This window comes from Fulvimarina fulva (assembly GCF_039652615.1).
GTDB lineage: Bacteria > Pseudomonadota > Alphaproteobacteria > Rhizobiales > Rhizobiaceae > Fulvimarina.
This window is the reverse complement of sequence record NZ_JBDJAC010000002.1, coordinates 26,675-44,247: the sequence shown is the minus strand read 5'-3', so window position 1 is coordinate 44,247 and position 17,573 is coordinate 26,675. Positions and strand designations below refer to the sequence as shown.

The 17,573-nt window shown below is 63.1% G+C and carries 10 protein-coding genes; 8 read left to right on the top strand and 2 right to left on the bottom strand.

The window, feature by feature from the left end:
* Positions 1 to 15: 15 nt before the first annotated feature.
* On the bottom strand, positions 16 to 9,561 hold the full coding sequence (locus ABDX79_RS03770; protein ID WP_346218930.1) for an apolipoprotein A-IV repeat region-like domain-containing protein: 9,546 nt from the start codon (positions 9,559 to 9,561) through the stop codon (positions 16 to 18).
* A 468-nt stretch (positions 9,562 to 10,029) separates the two neighbouring features.
* On the opposite strand from ABDX79_RS03770, the gene ABDX79_RS03765 reads away from it, so the two are divergent.
* Positions 10,030 to 10,407, top strand: a complete 378-nt coding sequence (locus ABDX79_RS03765) for an Hpt domain-containing protein (protein ID WP_346218929.1) — start codon at positions 10,030 to 10,032, stop codon at positions 10,405 to 10,407.
* Between the two features lie 161 nt (positions 10,408 to 10,568).
* Positions 10,569 to 10,889 (top strand): 2Fe-2S iron-sulfur cluster-binding protein, encoded by a 321-nt coding sequence (locus ABDX79_RS03760; RefSeq protein ID WP_346218928.1) that lies wholly within the window; start codon positions 10,569 to 10,571, stop codon positions 10,887 to 10,889.
* A 28-nt stretch (positions 10,890 to 10,917) separates the two neighbouring features.
* On the opposite strand, the gene ABDX79_RS03755 is transcribed toward ABDX79_RS03760, so the two are convergent.
* Positions 10,918 to 11,586, bottom strand: coding sequence for an HAD hydrolase-like protein (locus tag ABDX79_RS03755; RefSeq protein WP_346218927.1), 669 nt, complete (start codon positions 11,584 to 11,586; stop codon positions 10,918 to 10,920).
* Positions 11,587 to 11,783: 197 nt separating this feature from the next.
* On the opposite strand from ABDX79_RS03755, the gene rpiA reads away from it, so the two are divergent.
* The 6 genes from rpiA to ABDX79_RS03725 all read left to right on the top strand — a co-directional run bounded on the left by rpiA (position 11,784) and on the right by ABDX79_RS03725 (position 17,521).
* Positions 11,784 to 12,479 carry a ribose-5-phosphate isomerase RpiA gene (gene rpiA, locus ABDX79_RS03750; protein WP_346218926.1) on the top strand — a complete coding sequence of 232 codons (696 nt, stop codon included), beginning with the start codon at positions 11,784 to 11,786 and terminating at the stop codon, positions 12,477 to 12,479.
* 84 nt (positions 12,480 to 12,563) lie between these two features.
* Positions 12,564 to 13,172, top strand: coding sequence for a DUF2059 domain-containing protein (locus ABDX79_RS03745; protein WP_346218925.1), 609 nt, complete (start codon positions 12,564 to 12,566; stop codon positions 13,170 to 13,172).
* A gap of 112 nt (positions 13,173 to 13,284) precedes the next feature.
* The gene (gene gor, locus ABDX79_RS03740; RefSeq protein WP_346218924.1) at positions 13,285 to 14,679 is read left to right on the top strand and encodes a glutathione-disulfide reductase; all 1,395 of its coding nucleotides are present in this window, start codon (positions 13,285 to 13,287) and stop codon (positions 14,677 to 14,679) included.
* A 142-nt stretch (positions 14,680 to 14,821) separates the two neighbouring features.
* Positions 14,822 to 15,466: a gamma-glutamylcyclotransferase family protein gene (locus tag ABDX79_RS03735; RefSeq protein ID WP_346218923.1), complete on the top strand. Its 645-nt coding sequence runs from the start codon at positions 14,822 to 14,824 to the stop codon at positions 15,464 to 15,466.
* A gap of 28 nt (positions 15,467 to 15,494) precedes the next feature.
* Positions 15,495 to 15,962, top strand: coding sequence for a YtoQ family protein (locus tag ABDX79_RS03730; RefSeq protein ID WP_346218922.1), 468 nt, complete (start codon positions 15,495 to 15,497; stop codon positions 15,960 to 15,962).
* A 173-nt stretch (positions 15,963 to 16,135) separates the two neighbouring features.
* A complete protein-coding gene (locus ABDX79_RS03725; protein ID WP_346218921.1) occupies positions 16,136 to 17,521 on the top strand; it encodes a class II 3-deoxy-7-phosphoheptulonate synthase in 1,386 nt (461 codons plus the stop codon).
* Positions 17,522 to 17,573: the final 52 nt, after the last annotated feature.

Sequence of the window (17,573 nt, the reverse complement as noted above, 5' to 3'; positions counted from 1 at the left end):
GTGTCTTGCTTGCTTTTATTTGTCGAGCTTGCCTGCCGCGTGCGCGAGCATCGTATAGACCTTGCCGGTCTCGGTCGTCAGGTAGCTGCGGGTCAGATCGACATCGGGATCCTGCCGGACTGCCTCGGACAAAAGCTTCTCGAAATCGGCGATATAGCTCTCGACGGCCGACCGGAAGTCCGCGTCGCGCTGGTAGCGGCGCCGGACGGTGTCAAAGGTCTGCTGACCGCGGATCGTATAGAGGCGCCGATTGAAGACATTGGTTTCGCCGAGCCTGTAGCGACGCCAAAGGTCGGACGCCGCGTTGGTGTCGATGGCCCGGGCGATTTCACCGGCCAGATCGTCGAGCTGCTTGCCGGGGGACCGATCGACTGGCGCTGACGGCTGCGAGCGATCCGCCATCGGCTCGTCGTCGCGCGAGGCTCTGCGAAGGAGATCGGACACCCATCCGCTTCCCTGCGGCTCCGGTGGCGTCTCATCGCGCACAGGCGTCGAGGCCGAGCGTGGCTCTTCTCGTCTGCTATCGCTTTGAGCCGGACGTTCCGAACGACTCGCGATCGAGGGAGCGGGCTGTGCTGGCGGCCCCTGGAGCGGCCCGGTGGGGGCAGCGCTTCCTGTGGGCGTTGCACGACCGGTGCTGTTCTCGCTGCGCATCTGCGCCGCCGAACGTCCGGCTTCGGTCGATGAACGCGATCCGGTGTTGTCGGTGTTCGATCCGCGCAGATCGCGGGCAAGATTGCCGTCGGTCAGGAAGGATGCGGCAAGACGCTCCTCGAAGTCGCTATCGTCGAAATCGGTTTGAGGCGGCTGGGCCGGCTGCTGCGGTGCAGCACGCGGCGCTTCGGGCTGACGAGCCTGGGACTGACGCGGCGGCTCCTGCGTTGGGCTGGAGTCCGGCCGCGACGGCGAGGCTGACCGTGCCGATGCATAGCCACCCGCCGCAGCGCCTGCTGCCGCTGCCACCGGCGCGACATCGAGGGCGCCGCCGGTGCGCTGGACGATCTCGCTGAGATCGCGCAGCGCCCGAAGCTGTTCGGAGACCGCCCGGCGCATGGCCGAGGTCGACTCCCGGGTTTCCTCGGGAAGCTGGAAGACGCCCTGCTTGATGTCGGAGCGGGTCGCGGACATCTCGTCGCGGATCGCGGCTGCTGCCTGGCGAATTTCGTCGGTCGCGCCTTCGAAGCGCTGGCTGGCTTCCTCGACAGCGCTCTGGACGGCTTGGCGGATCGTCTCCGCGGCAATGCGGGAGCGCTCCTCGGTCGATCCGAGCTGACGTTCCGCCTGTTCCAACGTACCCGACACTTCGCTCGACAGCCGGGACGAGATTGCGCGGGAGCGCTCTTCCGTCCGCTCGAAGAGATTGTTCATGAGGCTTTCGAACGACTGAATCGTGCCGCCGATCTCTTCGGAGCGCGAAACCAGCCTGTTCGCCAGCTCTTCCAGCCCTCCTTGGCCGCCTTCCAGCGTCTCGCGCAGCCGGCCTTCGCCGGTCTCGATCTGGCGAACCGCATCACCGAGCGCCGCGCCGTGTTCGGCGAAGCGATCGACCATCGAGGCGATCTTCGAGAAGGCGCCCATGGACATCTGGTCGAGGCGCTCGGTGTTGCTCTCCAGCATCCGCGCGGTGAGGGCGATCTGGTTCGACGCCTGCTCGGCGGCGCTGGTGAAGCGGTCGCCGCTCTGCTGCAGCGTCGAGTCGATTGCGCCAAGATTGCTGGCGGTTTCTTCCACGAGGCCGCGCAGCTCGCCCGAGGTCTGCCCGAGCCGTCCCAGGAGGGAGTTGAGTTCGCTGGAAAGACGATCGCGAATATCCGACACATCGGCGGTGGCGCTACGGGCGCGCTCGTCAAAAGCACCCATGACGCCTTCGGCGGCCTGATTGAGGGCGGCGATGGTTTCGTCGGCGCGAATAGAAAGCTGGCCGACGAGAGGCCGGGCATCCTCATCGAGCAGCTGTACGAGCTGGCGATGCTGCGAACCGATGAGGTCTGTGAGATCCGCTGTGCGGACCTGCAATTCCTCGCCGAGGAGCCGGGCACGATCGGTGATGCCGCGTTCGCTCTGGCTGAGGCGCTCGGTGAGCTCGGTATCGAGAATGCGGGCGATCTCCGAAGAGCTCGACGAGAGCACCGAAGCCATCTCCCGTGTACGCTTTTCGAGGTCCTCCGAAAGCATCCGTCCGCGCGTCGCGATCTGGCGTTCGCTCTCGGCCATGCGCGCGGCCAGTTCGTCGGCGACGGCTCCAGCTGCCTGCATGAGCTGGTCGCGAGCCTGATCCGTCTGGCTGCGAATGGTCTCGGAGATCGTCGCGAACTGGCCGGACAGATCGGCGCTGCGCGCCAGAAGCTCCTGACGGGCCTCCGAGGCATCGTGGACGAAGGATTGCGACAGACTGACCACGTCGCCCCGAAGCTCCGCCGCGATCGTCGTCGCTTCCTGGCGAAGGCTCGCCGAGGCATTGGCGATCTCGGCCCGGACACGCTCGGTGGAGTCGCGAAGGCCTTCGCTGAGATTGTTCGACTGCAGAAGCTCCTCGAGCTGCACCGAAACGGTCGAAAGCTCTTCGGTGAAGCGCTGCGCACGCTCTTCCAGGCTCTTGGCCGCGTTGTCGGTTTCGGAGCGCAGCCGAAGGGACGCGCCCGAGATGCGGTTGGCAAGCTGGTCGGTGTTGTCGCGGAGCGCAAGCTGGCTCGTCTCGGCCTGCTCGCGCATCCGGTTCGCCGCCTCCGCGATCTGTGCGGCGATGGTTTCGGCCTGTTCGCGCATCGCGTCCCGGCTCTCGTAGGACGAGCTGGCAAGGCGACCCTGGGCCTCCTGCATCATCTCCTCGAAGCGCTTGGTGTTGCGCTCGAACTCGCTCGCGACCTCGACCGACACGCTTGAGAGTGCGTCGGCGAGCATCATACGCTGGGAGGCGAGACCTTCCTGAACCGTGGTGACCTCGCGGTTCATGTCGCCGGCAAGAGCGGCGATCGAGCGCGACAGTTGGGTCGCTTCCACGGAGAAACGGCTGCGGGACTCTTCCGAAAGCGTGCGCAGGGCGGTGGTCGCGCCGGTGATGTTCTCGGCGATCCGCTGGCTCTGATCGTTGAGCGAAAGCTCGGCATCGCTCGCCTTGGCCGCGAGCTCCTCGGCCAGCATCCTCAGCCTTTCGGACAGACGGTTGGCTTCTTCCTCGATCTGGCGGCGTGCCGAGTCGCCCGTAGCCGTGAAGAGCTGCTCCATGCCGGAAAGGCTCTCGGCCATACGGTTCGTCTCGCCCTGAAGACCTTCGCGGGCCTGGGCGACCTCCGCCGTCATCGTCTGCATGGCTTCCGCAATGGTCTCGCGGATCGTGTCGGCGATAGCGCCTGCGCGGGCGTTGAGCGTGCGCTCGACATTGCCGAGACCGCGCTCGAGCGCCGACGAAATGGCCGTCGTCCGTTCATCGAGGGTGGTCGCGAGTGCGCTCGAACCCTGGTCGAGTGCCGCGACCAGCTCGCCGCGCCGTTCGTCGAGCGTGGACGAGACATTGGCAACGCTCTCGTCGATCGCGCGGCGGACTTCGTCGCTCCGGTCGCCAAGGGTCGCAGCGGCCGCCCGTGAGGCCTCCTCGATGGTGGAGGCGAGGCTGTCACGGCGGTCGTCAAGGATCGACGACAGTTTGAGGTCGGCCTGGATGAGGGATTCGGAGATGGCGTTCACGCGTTCTTCGATCGTGCGGGCGATCGCCTCGCGGCCACCCGACAACTCGTTCGCGATCGCCTCGCGCCGTTCGTCGAGGCCGGTGAGGACCGAACCCTCCGACGCGGCGACCAGCGCGGCCATGGCGCCGAGGCGCTCGTCGAGACCATCCACGAGCAGTCGCTGGGCGTCACCGATGATCGAGCGCAGGCTTTCGGCCCGACTGGTAAGTCCGTCTTCTGCCAGCTGGACTCTGCCGGCAACCTGGTCGGCGAGTGTCTTCGCGCGGTTGTCGAGATCCTCCACGAGCTGGGCATCGTTCATGCGGCCAAGCTCGCGAATGCGTTCGGTTCGCTCGTCGAGCCCGCCGATGATGGCGGACAGTGCCTGTTCGATCGCTTCCATCTGACCGCTGGCGCTCTGGTCGATCCGATCGGAGAAGTTTGCCGAACGCTCGTCGATCTCGTTGCGGAACCGCTCTGTCTGGCTGTCGATGCTCTGGCGGATGACGCTGCGCGTGTCTTCCATCGCCGCCGCGAGGGCATCGACCTTGGTGGCCACATCCGATGCGACATTGGAGACAAGATCGTCGAAGCCGCCGCGAAGCGTGCCGATTCTTTCATCCAGAGCGGACAACATGCGCTCGCGAACTTCCTCGGTGATCGCTGTGAGGATCGAGGCGCGATCGTCAAGCTCGCCCCGCAGGGCGTTCGAGCGTTCCTCAATGGTCGAGAGCAGCTTGACGCCTTCGCTTTGCAGCGACTGGTTGAGACGTTCCGAGCGATCGGACAGGAGGGATGCGATCGATTCGATGCGATCGTCGAGACCGCCGGTGAGGCTGTCGCGGGTCTGGGCGACGAGGCTTTCAATGGCTCTTCCGCGCTCTTCGAGCAGGCTTGCGAGAGCATCCTGCTTTTCGTCGATGCCGCGGGTCATGATGCCGTCGGCCATGCCGATGAGCGCTTCGACGCGCTGCACGGTGGCTTCCAGCGAATTCTTCATCTCGCTCGACTGGCTTTCGAGGCCGGACAGAAGGGTCTGGGAACTGAGCGCAAGGCTCGCCTCCAGATCTCCTCCGCGATTGCCGAGAACCTCCTCGAGGCTGGCCTGCCGCTTTTGAAGGAGCGTTTCCAGGTTGGCGACGGCCGAGGCGAGGGTGTTTCCGATCGACGAGGTGCGCTCGTAAAGCGCTTCGATCCGCGATCCGGTCGATGCATCGAGCTGATGTAGCTTCTCGTCGAACGTGTCGCCGAGGGCATCGCGGCGGCGATCGAGCAGTTCCGACAGGGAGCTAAGACGCTCATCGAGCAGCGAGCGCACCTCTTCGGCTTTCGCGTCGAAGGCATGGCGGCGATCGTCGAAGAGCCCCGCCATCTGGCCCGAGCGGGCCTCGATGAGAGAGCCGAGATCTTCGAGACGCTCGTCGAGATAAGTGCGAACCGCATCGACCCGCCGATCGAACTGGCCCTGCTTGTCGTCGAATGCGCCGGAAATCGCGCCGGCCCGATCGGACAGCATGAAATTCAAAGCTTCGAGACGCTCGTCCAGGGCGCCGCGAATACCGTCGGCGATATGATCGAAGGCGTTACGCCGCTGGTCGATCGTGTCGGCGATCTTGCCGGAGCTCTGGTCGAGTATCTTCGTGATGTCGTCGAGCTTCTCGTCGATCGTCAGGCGGGCGATCTCGGCGGAGTCGGCAAAGCTGTCGCGCCGCTGGTCGATCGTATCGGCGAGCGTGTTCGAGCGCTGGTCGAGCATCGTCGACAGGGTTCCGAGCTTGTCGTCGATCGTCGCGCGGAAGTCCTCCGCAGACTGAATGAAGCTTTCGCGGCGTTCTTCGAAGATGCCGGCCATCTGGCCGCCGCGCGCATCGAGAAGAGATGCAAGGTCCCTCAGGCGTGCGTCGAGATCGCTGGCGATCGTGCGCGCCTTGTCCTCGAAGGCAGACTGGCGTCCATCGAAGGCACCGGAAATCTGGCCAGCGCGTTCGTCGAGCATCGCGCCGAGGCTCTGCAACCGCTCGTCGAGCGCGGCCCGAACGACATCGGCCCGTTCGTCGAAGATTTTCTGGCGTTCCTCGAAGATGCCCGACATCTGGCCGCCGCGCGCATCGAGGAGGGCCGAGAGTTCGTTAAGGCGTGTGTCGAGATCGTCGGCGATTGCGCGCGCCTTGTCCTCGAAATCGGACTGGCGTCCGTCGAAGGCGCCGGAAATCTGGCCCGCGCGTTCCTCAAGCATCGCTCCGAGGCTCTGCAGCCGCTCGTCGAGCGCGGCGCGGACGACATTTGCCCGTTCGTCGAACGTCTTCTGGCGCTCCTCGAAGATGCCGGCCATCTGGCCGCCGCGCGCATCGAGGAGAGATGCGAGATCCTCGAGGCGTGCGTCGAGATCGCCGGCGATCGTGCGCGCTTTGTCCTCGAAGGCCGACTGGCGTCCGTCGAAGGCACCGGAAATCTGTCCGGCGCGTTCGTCGAGCATCGCGCCGAGGCTTTGCAGCCGGTCGTCCAGCACCGCGCGGACGACATCGGCCCGTTCGTCGAAAATCTTCTGGCGATCGTCGAAAACGGATGAGATCTCGCCGCCGCGCTGGTCCAAAGCGCGCGAGAGGTCCGCAAGACGGGAATCAATCTCCGCAGACACGGCGCGCGCGCGCTCCTCAAACTCGCTCTGCCGGTCGTCGAACGACCCAGCGATGATCCCTGAACTTGCCGCGAGAATGCCGCCGAGCCCCTCAAGACGCTCGTCGAGCAAGGAGCGAAGTCCGTCCAGCTGCTCGTCGAGCTGGCGGCGTGCGCCCTCGGTCTGTTCGTCGAAAATCGCCTTGCGCTGGTCGAACGCCTCGGTGATCTCGTTCTGTTTGGCGCCGAGCTGGTTCGCAAGGCCAGACAGACGGTCGTCGATCTCGCGAGCCATCCGCGTCGCGCTGTCCTCGAATTCGCGCCGACGGTCATCGAAGGACGTCGCAAGAAGTCCGGAACTGGATGCGATGATGCCGTTCAGGGTTTCGAGCCGCTCATCGAGCAGGGCACGAACCGACTCGGCCTGATTTGCGAATGTCGACTGACGATCCTCGAAGCCGTCGACGAAGCGGCCGTAGCGCTCTTCGAGGCTTGCATTGAGCGCCTGCAACCTGTCGTCCAGGAGCGAGCGCACGTCCTGTGCGGTCTCGTCGAATTTGGCGCGCCTCTCGTCGAGTGTTTCGCCCAGCTTCGAATTGCGATCGTCCAGGAGCTGCGAAAGTTGCAGGCTCCGCTCCTCGAACAGGGAGCGTGTGGTAGCGAGCATGGCGTTGCCGCGCTCGGAGAACGTCCGATTGCCGTCGTCGAAAGCCGCGACGATCTGGCCGGACCCGGCATCGAGCAAGGAGTTGAGACCGGAGAGGCGTTCGTCGAGAAGGGTTCGAAGTTCGGACGTGCGCTTGTCGAGAACGCGGTCGCTCTCCGATACCGCATCGCGCGTGGAACTCCCGATGGCCTGATGGCCGGCCTCGAAAGCCGCGATGATCTCCTGAGCGCGTTCCTTGAGAGCCACGGCGAACTCGCGTGAGCGCTCTTCCAAAAGGTCGGAAATCCGCTGAGTCGCGTTCGCGATGACGTTCGCCCGCTCGTCGAGCGCTTCGACCAGATTGCCGCCGCGCTCGGTGAGGGTGCGGTCGATCGCCTCGATCCGGCGATCGAGATCGCCGATGGTTCTCTCATTGGCGTCGGACAGAAGGTTCGCCGCGCGTTCGGTGCGCTCGGTGAGGCTGGTCTCGATGGTCGACAGGAAGCGCTGGGAGTGATCTTCGAGTTCGCCCCTGCGCGTGTCGATGCTTTCGCTCAGCTTGCCGATATAGATGTCGTCGCGCTCGCCGATTTCGCGCAGCCGCTCGTTGAAGGCGCCATCGAGCTGGGCGAGGAAGTTCTGCGCTTCGCCGGCAAGGCCCTGCAGGCGCTGGTCGAAGACCGCCGCCATATCCGTGAGGAAGCGGCCCGTTTCGTCACTGAGACTTCCCTTGCGGGCTTCGAAGAGACCGGACATCGATTCGCCGGTGGCGATCAGCTGCCGATCGAATTCGCGGGCCTGGGTTTCCAGACGATCGACGATGGAACCGGACTTGTCCTCGAATTCGGCGGCGCGTGTGCCGAGGCGTCCGTCGATATCGGTGATGAGGCGCTTGGTCTTGCCGTCGATTTCTTCGCTGCGATGCTCGATCACCCGATCGAGATCGCCGAGGAAGCCGCCGCTCTTTTCCGCAAGTTCGCGAAGACGCTGCTCGAAGGCCGCTTCGAGGCCGGAGAGGAAGCTCGAGGTTTCCGAGGTCATGCTGTTGGAGCGCTCGTCGAGCGCCTGGGTAAGATCGGAGAGGAAGCGCTGATTGTCGCTTGTCAGCGTCGCGCTGCGATTGGCGAGGAGGCCGTTGATCGCCTCGCCGGATGCGACGAGGCGCTGCTCCATTTCCTGGCCGATCGCGGTCAGCCGCGTGGCGAGTTCGTCGGTGCTGGCCGTCAGGGATTGCGCCCGGCTTTCCAGAAGGGCGCCGATTCGCTCCTCCGAGGACTGGATCCGATTGTCGATGTCCTGGCCGATCGTGGAGAGACGCTCCATCAGCGCGTCGGAACGCTCGCTCATGGTCGACAGGCGGGAATCGAGCTCGCCGGCCACGTTATCGCCGGTTTCGCGGAGCGTCTGCGTTGCCTGTTCGCCGCTCTGCGTGATGCGCTGGATCAGCTCTTCGCTGTTCGACGTCAGGCGACCGCTGATCTCGCTGGAGCGCTCGTCGAAGAGGTTTGCCATCGTATCGGATCGCGAGGTGAAATCCTCGGCGAGCGCGCGGGAGCGGTCCTCGAAAAGCGCTGTGAAGCGTGCCGAAGCCTCTTCAATGCGCTGGAGGATCTGTTCCGATGCCTGATCGACATCCGTGACCAGCCGTTCGTGCGAACCGACAACGGAGGAGCGCATGCGCTCGGCATGGGAGAGCATCTGTTCGCGCTCGGAGCCGAGATCCTGCACGAGAGTGCGGATCTTCGCCTCGTTGTCGGCATAGGCCCGCTCAAGCGCCGACACCTCGCCATGCACGACGTTTTCCAGTTCCATGGTGCGCGAGAGGGCCCGCTCGACGCTGTCACCGAGAGAGGAGACTTCGCGGCGCACGGCCTGACCGACGCTTGCGACCCGCTCGCTTGCGACCGTTTCCGGTTCTGCGAGTTTGAAGGCGACCTCCGCCAGAGACTTGCTCATCAGGCGCAGGTCCGAGGAGCGGCGAACGAGGATGGCGAAGGCAAAGACGAGCAGTACGGGAATGAGGCCAGCCGCCGCGATCATGGCAAGCAGTGTGCCTTGCTCTGGATCGGTGATCGCCTGATCAAGCGGGAACAGGCGGTCGCCGAAGAACTGATAAGCAGCGAGCCCCGTGCCGGCGAGCCAGAGGACCGCGAACAGCGCGGCGAACCAGAGCGGCAGTGTCGAGCTGCTTCGCGAAAGAAGCGCGTTCGCCATGACCGCGGTCCGGCGCTCTTCGTCGTTCGCGGCCTGCGGGCCGTAGCTGCGCTGCGTCGCGTCGCTGTCCGGCGAACCGGAGGGCGTATAGCCTGCGGTGCCGGGGTCTTGATTGGCGGCGGTCTGGGGGAGCGGCTTTTGCGGCGTCACCTGCTCTTCGACGTTCTTGGGCGGAAGGAAGCCCTGCGCGTTCTCGCGCTCCTGCTCGGCTCGCAGCTCTTCCGCGGTCTCGCCGAGTTGACGTTCGAAATCGTCGAGTGACATGTCGACGGTGATATTGTCCGGGTTTTGCGGCGTTTCGGCCTGAGCGGACGTCTCGGCCCATTGTCCCGACTGGGTATTGAGATCCGCTTCCAAAGCGGCCTCGAGCTCACTCACGGCTTCGTCGGAGAGAGGATCGTAGGCTTTGGACTTCGACATCGTCGGTACGCCTTCATACTCGTTATTCGAACCGATGCTTCCCTGGCGCCACGCCCGTTTCAGGCAGGCCTTCCGGAACCCTCGGCTCCAACGGACAAACTATCCGCGATCATGACATCGACGCGCGCCGATCAGCGCACGAAAATGGGACGTCCCATCGTACCGGGCTCAAAACGGGAATGAAACCGTTAAGCAGCCGGGTTTCGACAAGTTTAAAGATAAGGTTAACGTGCTTGAGCCGGAACGCCTCGGAGTGAGCCCGCACCAGCCCCGGCGCAGTTGACACGCAGACGCGTCATTTGCGCAAGCCGAATCGTCCCAACACTTTTCCGCCACGTTAACCATTTGACTATCTTATTGTTTCAGTCTTGGTCAATCAGGGTGATGCGGAACGGATCTGGCAGAACTCACAAGGGTTTCGACCATTTCAGGTGATCGCGTTTCCATCCGGATTAACGGAGAGCGACCATGCCCGCCAATTCTTCTCATGCCTCGCCAGACAATGCCCCGCGCGCCTCTTCTCACGGGACAAGACCGTCCGCCGCAAGTCCGATCGATCTCGTCCACCTCGCCACGCAGACATGCGGGGACCGCGATCTCGAACGCAGCATTCTCGCCATGCTGGCACGCCAGATCGGCAGCGCCGAAGCCCGGCTTCGCGCATTGTCGCTCAAGGAGCGTGCGATGCTTGCCCATACCCTCAAGGGAACGGCCCGCAATGTCGGCGCCTTCGCATTGGCGGACGCCGCCGCGCACTTCGAAACCGGACCGTCATGCGAGGCAGCTCTCTCCCGGCTGATCGAGCACATGACCATGACAAGGCGCTTTGCTTCCGAACTCGCGTGAGTTCGATCGCCATGCCGGCAGCCGGTTTGGCAAAAAGCCAGAGCGTTTCTGCTGGTTGACACCCGGCCTTCGCTTGCCGATAGCTCCACCGACATGGCCGCGACCTCACACTCGGTCGGGGCAAATTTACGACAGCCGGTGATCGGGAAGCTCAAGAGACCATGCCGAAAGTGATCTATATTTCCGCGTCCGGCGAACGGCGGGAAATCGATGCCAAGGCCGGAACGACGGTCATGGAAAACGCCGTCCGCAACGACGTGCCAGGCATCGAGGCCGAGTGCGGCGGAGCCTGCGCCTGTGCGACCTGCCACGTCTATGTGGACGAAGCCTGGGTCGACAAACTGTCCGGACCCGAGGCGATGGAAGAGGACATGCTCGACTTCGCCCACGAGACGCGGGAAAACTCGCGGCTTTCCTGCCAGATCGTGCTGCGGGACGAGCTGGACGGGCTGACAGTGACCACACCCGACGAGCAGGCCTGAGCCCGGCCTTTGCATGATACGTCGCCGATCACGCCAGTAGGTCTTCGGCGAATCGAGGCGTCAAAGTGTCGTAGTGGGATATGACAACCGTTGCCTCGGCGCGGGCAGCCTCGTCCGGCGCATAGCCGAAATCCACCAGAACAGACGGGACATTGAGCGACTTGGCGGCGGCGATATCCGTCATGGTATCGCCGATCATCACCGTCTTGTCAGGCGTGCTGTTCGAGCGTTCGATCGTGCCGCCGAGATGGGCCGGGTCCGGCTTCATCCCGGAGAACGTATCCTGTCCGCAGATGGCGAGGAAGCGGTTCGATAGGCCCAGTTCGTCGAGGAGACGCATGGCCAGATGTTCGCGTTTGTTGGTGCAGATCGCAAACGCCCAACCGGCCGCCTCCAGCCGATCCATCGCCGCAAGAACGCCCGGAAAAGGCAGGGATGTCTCGGCGATATTGGCTTCGTAGTGCTGAAGAAAGCGATCGAGATGCTCCTTGACCAGCGCATCGGGAAGGTCGCGGCCATGATGACCATAGGCCGCGTTCAGCATCGCGATCGCTCCATGCCCGGCATGGGGCCTCACCACATGGAGCGGCAGTGGTGACAGCCCGTCGGCTACGAGGCAGACATTGAGGCTTGCGGCGAGATCCGGCGCGGTATCGACCAGGGTTCCATCGAGATCGAAGACCGCGAGTTTCGTCATAGGATCATTTGCCTCTTCTCAATTATAGTCCGGGCGGGACGCATCCGTTCGGCCTCGGCTCATGTCGACTGTGCACAAGTTTGCCCTTTAAGTCTGTCGACATCCGCGCGATAGCGCTTAAATCAACCAGCGAATTGCGGGAAGACGGGCGCTGACAAGCCCAATCGCTGAGCGGGAATGACCCTGGGAGTTTATCAATGTCGGACGCCAAGTCCTTGAAGAGACAATCCGCGGAAGCCGCTTTTGCGGAGCTCGAAGAGGGCCTGAACATCGGCATCGGTACCGGGTCGACGGCGGAAGAGTTCGTGCGTGTTCTGGCGGACCACGTCGGAGCGGGGTTTCAGATGACCGGCGTTGCGACATCCGAGCGCACCGAAAAGCTCTGCAATGAATTGGGCGTTCCAATAAAGACGCTCGACGAGATCCCGATCCTCGATGTCACGGTCGACGGAGCCGACGAGGTCGACGGAAAACTGCGGCTCATCAAGGGTGGCGGCGGTGCGCTGCTTCGGGAAAAGATCGTCGCCTTCTCTTCCGCCAGGATGATCGTCATCTGCGATCAATCCAAGAAGGTCGAGACGCTCGGCGCCTTTCCCCTGCCGATCGAGGTGAATGGTTTCGGGTTGATGTCGACCTTCATGTCGATCCGCCGTGCGGCGGAGTCCCTTGATCTTTCAGGTGACATCGTCCTCAGAAAGACCGATGGACAGCCGTTCATTACGGATGGCGGCCATTTGATTCTCGACGCATCTTTTGGCCGCATTCCAGACCCAGAAGCCCTGAGCGCCGCGCTTCATGCCATTCCCGGTATTGTCGAGCACGGCCTTTTCATCAAGCTCGCCAGCACCGTGTTCCTGGCCGGCGAGGATGGTATCGAGAAGCTCGAAGCTTGATGTTCGGGCTCTCGAAAGGACCAGCCTGCCGGCAGACGCGACAGTCTTCGCGCGAGGCTCAAACAACCGACGGAGATTCGAGTTTTGCGGATTAAGAACCTTGTCCCGGCGCTGAGCGCCATCGTCTTCAGCGGTGCGATGATCGCCGCCGTCCCCGCTTTGGCACAGGACGCCGCCGCGCCCGAAGGCGCAGGTCAGGCACAGCAGACAGGAGAGGCTCCAGAGGTGTCCGAAAGCCATCTCGCCGCCGCGCGCAAAGCTGTGGACGCGATTGGCGCGACCAAGGAGTTCGACAATATTCTTCTGAACGCTGCCAATCAGACCAAGGCCGAGTTCATCCCCAACAATCCGGATCTCCAGTCGGAGATTTCCAACATGGTGGATGACAAGGCGCTGGCTCTCGCACCACGCCGGGCCGCGCTCGAGACCGAAATCGCATCCGTCTATGCTCAGCTCTTTACCGAGGCGGAACTCAACCAGATTTCCGAGTTCTACGGGACGGAAGCGGGCCAGAAGCTGATCGAACTCGGTCCTCAGGCGGCACGCGACTCCGTGGCGGCTGCCAATGTCTGGACAAACGGTATCCTCAGGGACCTGCGTCAGTCTTCGCTCGAAGGCATGAACGAGATCTACGCATCCCAGCCTGACGCTGCCGGCGCAGGTGAAAATGCCGGGAGCGGCGAGGGCCAGTAGGTCCGAGGCGGAACCAGACCGAAAACTTCGGAGGGGAAGCGATCGTCTCCCTGACATATGCCCTGGCTGCTGAGCCGGCGTTTTTCCTTGTGACAAAAGCGGACCTGCCCTGATGGCGAATTATGATTACGACCTCTTTGTCATCGGCGGCGGCTCGGGCGGGGTCCGGGCCGCGCGGCGTGCAGCCCAAGCTGGCAAGCGCGTCGCGATCGCCGAGGAATATCGCTATGGCGGAACCTGCGTCATTCGCGGCTGCGTTCCCAAGAAGCTCATGGTCTACGCTTCGCAGTTCTCCGAGCATTTCGAGGATGCCGCCGGCTATGGCTGGAATGTCGGCACCCGGGACTTCAGCTGGGAAACGCTGATCGCCAACAAGGACAAGGAGATTGCCCGGCTGGAGGCGATCTACCGCACGAATCTCGAAAAGGCCGGTGTCCAGACGCTGGCAAGCCGGGCTGTCCTCGAAGGCCCGCACGAGATCCGCCTGAGCGACACGAACGAGCTCGTCACAGCCGACAAGATCCTGATCGCGGTGGGCGGCCGGCCGAACCACCACGCGGATCTGCCCGGTGCCGAACACTGCCTGACGTCGAACGAACTCTTCCATCTGGAGAAGCAGCCGAAAAAGCTCGTCATTCTTGGCGGCGGCTATATCGCGGTGGAGTTCGCGAACATCTTCCTCGGTCTCGGAACGGACGTGACCCTCGTCTATCGCGGGGTGGAAATCCTGCAGGGCTTCGACGACGATATTCGCACATGCCTGCACCAACAGATGAGCAACAAGGGTATGTCGGTTCGCTGCCGCGAGACGTTCAAGGCGGTTCGGCAAAAGCCCGATGGCGGTTTCGAAGTCGAACTCGATTCCGGCGAGATTCTCGATGCCGACGAGGTTCTGCTGGCGATCGGCCGTAAGGCGAACACCGAAAACCTCGGTTGCGAGAAAGCCGGCGTCGAACTCGACAAGCGCGGCGCGATCAAGGTGGACGACTATTCCCGCACGAGCGCCGAAAACATCTATGCGGTGGGCGACGTCACCCATCGCGTGCAGCTGACGCCGGTCGCAATCCATGAAGCGATGTGCTTCGTCGAAACGGTGTTCAAGAACAATCCGATAAAGCCTGATTACGACTCCATTCCCACGGCGGTGTTTTCCCAGCCCGAAATCGGCACGGTCGGGCTGACGGAAGCGGAGGCCGGCCAGCGCTTCGAGGAAGTCGCCGTCTTCAAGACCGACTTCAAGCCGATGAAGCATACGCTTTCGGGACGCAACGAACGCACGATGATGAAGATCGTCGTCGACCAGCAGACGGACCGGGTCCTCGGCGTCCATATTCTCGGCTCGGATGCCGGGGAACTCGCCCAGGTTCTCGGCATCGCCGTGAAGGCGCGGCTGACCAAGAGCCATTTCGACGAGACGATGGCGCTCCATCCAAGCGGTGCGGAAGAACTCGTCACGATGTACGAGCCGAGTTATCTCCTGCGCAACGGCGAGAAGGTCGCCGGCTGATCTGAAACGTCGCGGCGGTTCAAAGGTGGGCTGGGGCGAATGGGCCGGAGAACCCTTGCGGAAACCTCCGCTCGTTACGACACCTGACCGTCAAGCGCCGGGAGACTTGATTGCAGCGCCCGGCGCTGCCATTGCAATGCACATGGACTTACATCCCGATCATCCCGACCTCGAAACACTGGCTGCCGAAGGCAAGGTCATCGCCTATTTCGGCTATGGCTCACTGGTCAACCGGCGCACCCTGCGCACCCAGTTTCTCGCCATCAGACGCGCGGAAGCGCGAGGCTGGCAGCGATTCTGGCAGCCCCGCGACCCGACAGCCGAGATGGCGCTTCTTTCGGTGCAGCCGAACCCGGACGAGGCCGTTCACGGGGTCGTCGTCTACGATCTCATCGACAACCTGCCGAGCCTCGACGAGCGCGAGGCGGGATACAATCGGCAGATCATCGATCCGCAGGCTTTGACGATCGAGAACCCGCCGCTCGCCGATATGTCGGTGTTCATCTACGAGGCGACGCCCGGCGCGAGCGATGCGGTGGAGCTTGGATCGGCCATCCTCCAGAGCTATCTCGATGCCGTGATGCAGGGCTTTCGCGAACTCTACGGCGACGACGGCCTGAAGCGGTTCGTCGAGCGCACGCAAGGGTTCGAGACGCGGCTCCTAAGGGACCGGTCGGCACCGCGTTATCCGCGCTCGGTCGCGTTGCAGGCGGATGAGGCGGAGCTCTTCGACAGTCTCGTCAGCGCCCGCGGTGTCGAGGCGATCGAGCTCAGCTCCAACGACTGAAAATCAGAACAAGGCGAGGCGTATTGCGATGAGCGAAAAGCTGTGGCGCATCTATCTTTCTGGCGAAATTCACACCGATTGGCGCGATGAGATCGCTCATGGCGTAAAGGCCGCGGATTTGCCGGTCTCTCTATCCGCGCCTGTCACCAATCACGCCGCTTCAGACGATTGCGGCGTGGCCATTCTCGGGCCGGAAGACGACAAGGGCTGGCACGACCGCAAGGGCGCGCTGATGAACTCGATCCGCACCAGGACGCTGATCGAGGAAGCCGACATCGTCGTCGTCCGTTTCGGAGACAAGTACAAGCAGTGGAACGCGGCCTTCGATGCGGGCATGGCCGCTGCGCTCGGCAAGAATCTGATCGTCATGCACCCGCCGGAACATGCCCATGCGCTGAAAGAGGTTTGCGCAGCCTCCAGCGCCGTCGTCGAGCGGCCCGATCAGGTCGTCGATATCCTTCGTTATGTCATCCGCGGCGAACTGAAGGGGTATTAGACCTTCTCGCGGGTGACAATTCGACCCGAAAATGCTTTAAGGCGCCTGAATCCGGTCGATTTATCCCCGTTAGGGATGGTCGAAGGGCTGACGCAGAGCCTGCCGAGCAACAATCTAAGAACAACAATGATGAGAATGGCCGGCCCGTCAGCCGACCGATGAGAGGTAACATCATGGGCGCGAATTGGTCACCGTCGAGCTGGCGCAACCTGCCGATCGAGCAGGTGCCGGATTATCCGGATCCGGACGCCGTGCGCGAAACCGAGAACCGCCTCAAGTCGTTTCCGCCGCTGGTTTTTGCCGGTGAGGCACGCAAACTGAAACAGAGCCTCGGCGAAGTCGCAAACGGCCGCGGTTTCCTGCTGCAGGGCGGCGATTGCGCCGAAAGCTTTGCCGAGCATGGCGCGGACAATATCCGCGACTTCTTCCGCGCCTTCCTGCAGATGTCCGTCGTGTTGACCTTCGCGGGCTCCAAGCCGGTGGTGAAAGTCGGCCGCATTGCCGGACAGTTCGCAAAGCCGCGTTCGTCGGGCAGCGAGACGAAGAACGGAAAGACGCTGCCGTCCTATCGCGGCGACATCATCAACGGCATCGACTTCGATGAAGTCTCGCGCATTCCGAACCCGGATCGGCAGATCGAGGCGTATCGCCAGTCGGCGGCGACGCTGAACCTGCTGCGCGCGTTCGCACAGGGCGGCTATGCCAATCTGGACAATGTTCACCAGTGGATGCTCGGCTTCGTGTCGGGAAGCCCGGAAGCTGCTCGCTACAGCCAGATCGCCGATCGCATTACCGAGACCATGGAGTTCATGCGCGCCATCGGCATCAGCGGCGAGAACTATCGTTCGCTGCGCGAGACCGATTTCTACACCAGCCACGAAGCGCTTCTGCTCGGCTACGAGGAAGCGCTGACCCGGCAGGATTCGACCTCGCGGGGCGGCGACTGGTACGCGACATCCGGCCATATGATCTGGATCGGCGATCGCACCCGCCAAGAAGATCACGCCCATGTGGAATATTGCAGCGGCATCAAGAACCCGATCGGTCTCAAATGCGGTCCGAGTATGGAGCCGGACGGCCTTCTGCGTCTGATCGACAAGCTGAACCCCGAGAACGAGGCGGGCCGTCTGACCCTCATCACGCGCTTCGGTCACGAGAAGGTGGAAAAGCATCTGCCCGCGCTGATCGACGCCGTAGAGAAGGAAGGCCGCACGGTGGTCTGGTCCTGCGACCCCATGCACGGCAACACGATCTCGCAGAACAGCTACAAGACGCGGCCCTTCGAGCGCATCCTGGCCGAGGTCGAGGCATTCTTCGCCGTTCACAACGCGAAGGGCACCCATCCCGGCGGCATCCATATCGAGATGACCGGCAAGGATGTGACGGAGTGCATCGGCGGAGCGCGGCCCGTGCTGCCTGAAAATCTCTCGGATCGCTATCACACCCATTGCGATCCGCGGCTCAACGCCAATCAGGCACTGGAACTCGCCTTCCTCGTTGCCGAACATCTGAAGTCGGATGCCGGCGAGGCACAGGTCAAGAAGCAGGCGGCCGAATAAGGCATCTGCCCAAAGCATGCTCCAAGAAGGCCCGGTTCGCCGGGCCTTTTTT

Excerpts from the sequence above, each read along its gene's own strand:
- ABDX79_RS03770 (WP_346218930.1), bottom strand. The coding sequence starts at position 9,561 with ATGTCGAAGTCCAAAGCCTACGATCCTCTCTCCGACGAAGCCGTGAGT.
- ABDX79_RS03765 (WP_346218929.1), top strand. The coding sequence starts at position 10,030 with ATGCCCGCCAATTCTTCTCATGCCTCGCCAGACAATGCCCCGCGCGCC.
- ABDX79_RS03760 (WP_346218928.1), top strand. The coding sequence starts at position 10,569 with ATGCCGAAAGTGATCTATATTTCCGCGTCCGGCGAACGGCGGGAAATC.
- ABDX79_RS03755 (WP_346218927.1), bottom strand. The coding sequence starts at position 11,586 with ATGACGAAACTCGCGGTCTTCGATCTCGATGGAACCCTGGTCGATACC.
- rpiA (WP_346218926.1), top strand. The coding sequence starts at position 11,784 with ATGTCGGACGCCAAGTCCTTGAAGAGACAATCCGCGGAAGCCGCTTTT.
- gor (WP_346218924.1), top strand. The coding sequence starts at position 13,285 with ATGGCGAATTATGATTACGACCTCTTTGTCATCGGCGGCGGCTCGGGC.
- ABDX79_RS03735 (WP_346218923.1), top strand. The coding sequence starts at position 14,822 with ATGGACTTACATCCCGATCATCCCGACCTCGAAACACTGGCTGCCGAA.
- ABDX79_RS03730 (WP_346218922.1), top strand. The coding sequence starts at position 15,495 with ATGAGCGAAAAGCTGTGGCGCATCTATCTTTCTGGCGAAATTCACACC.
- ABDX79_RS03725 (WP_346218921.1), top strand. The coding sequence starts at position 16,136 with ATGGGCGCGAATTGGTCACCGTCGAGCTGGCGCAACCTGCCGATCGAG.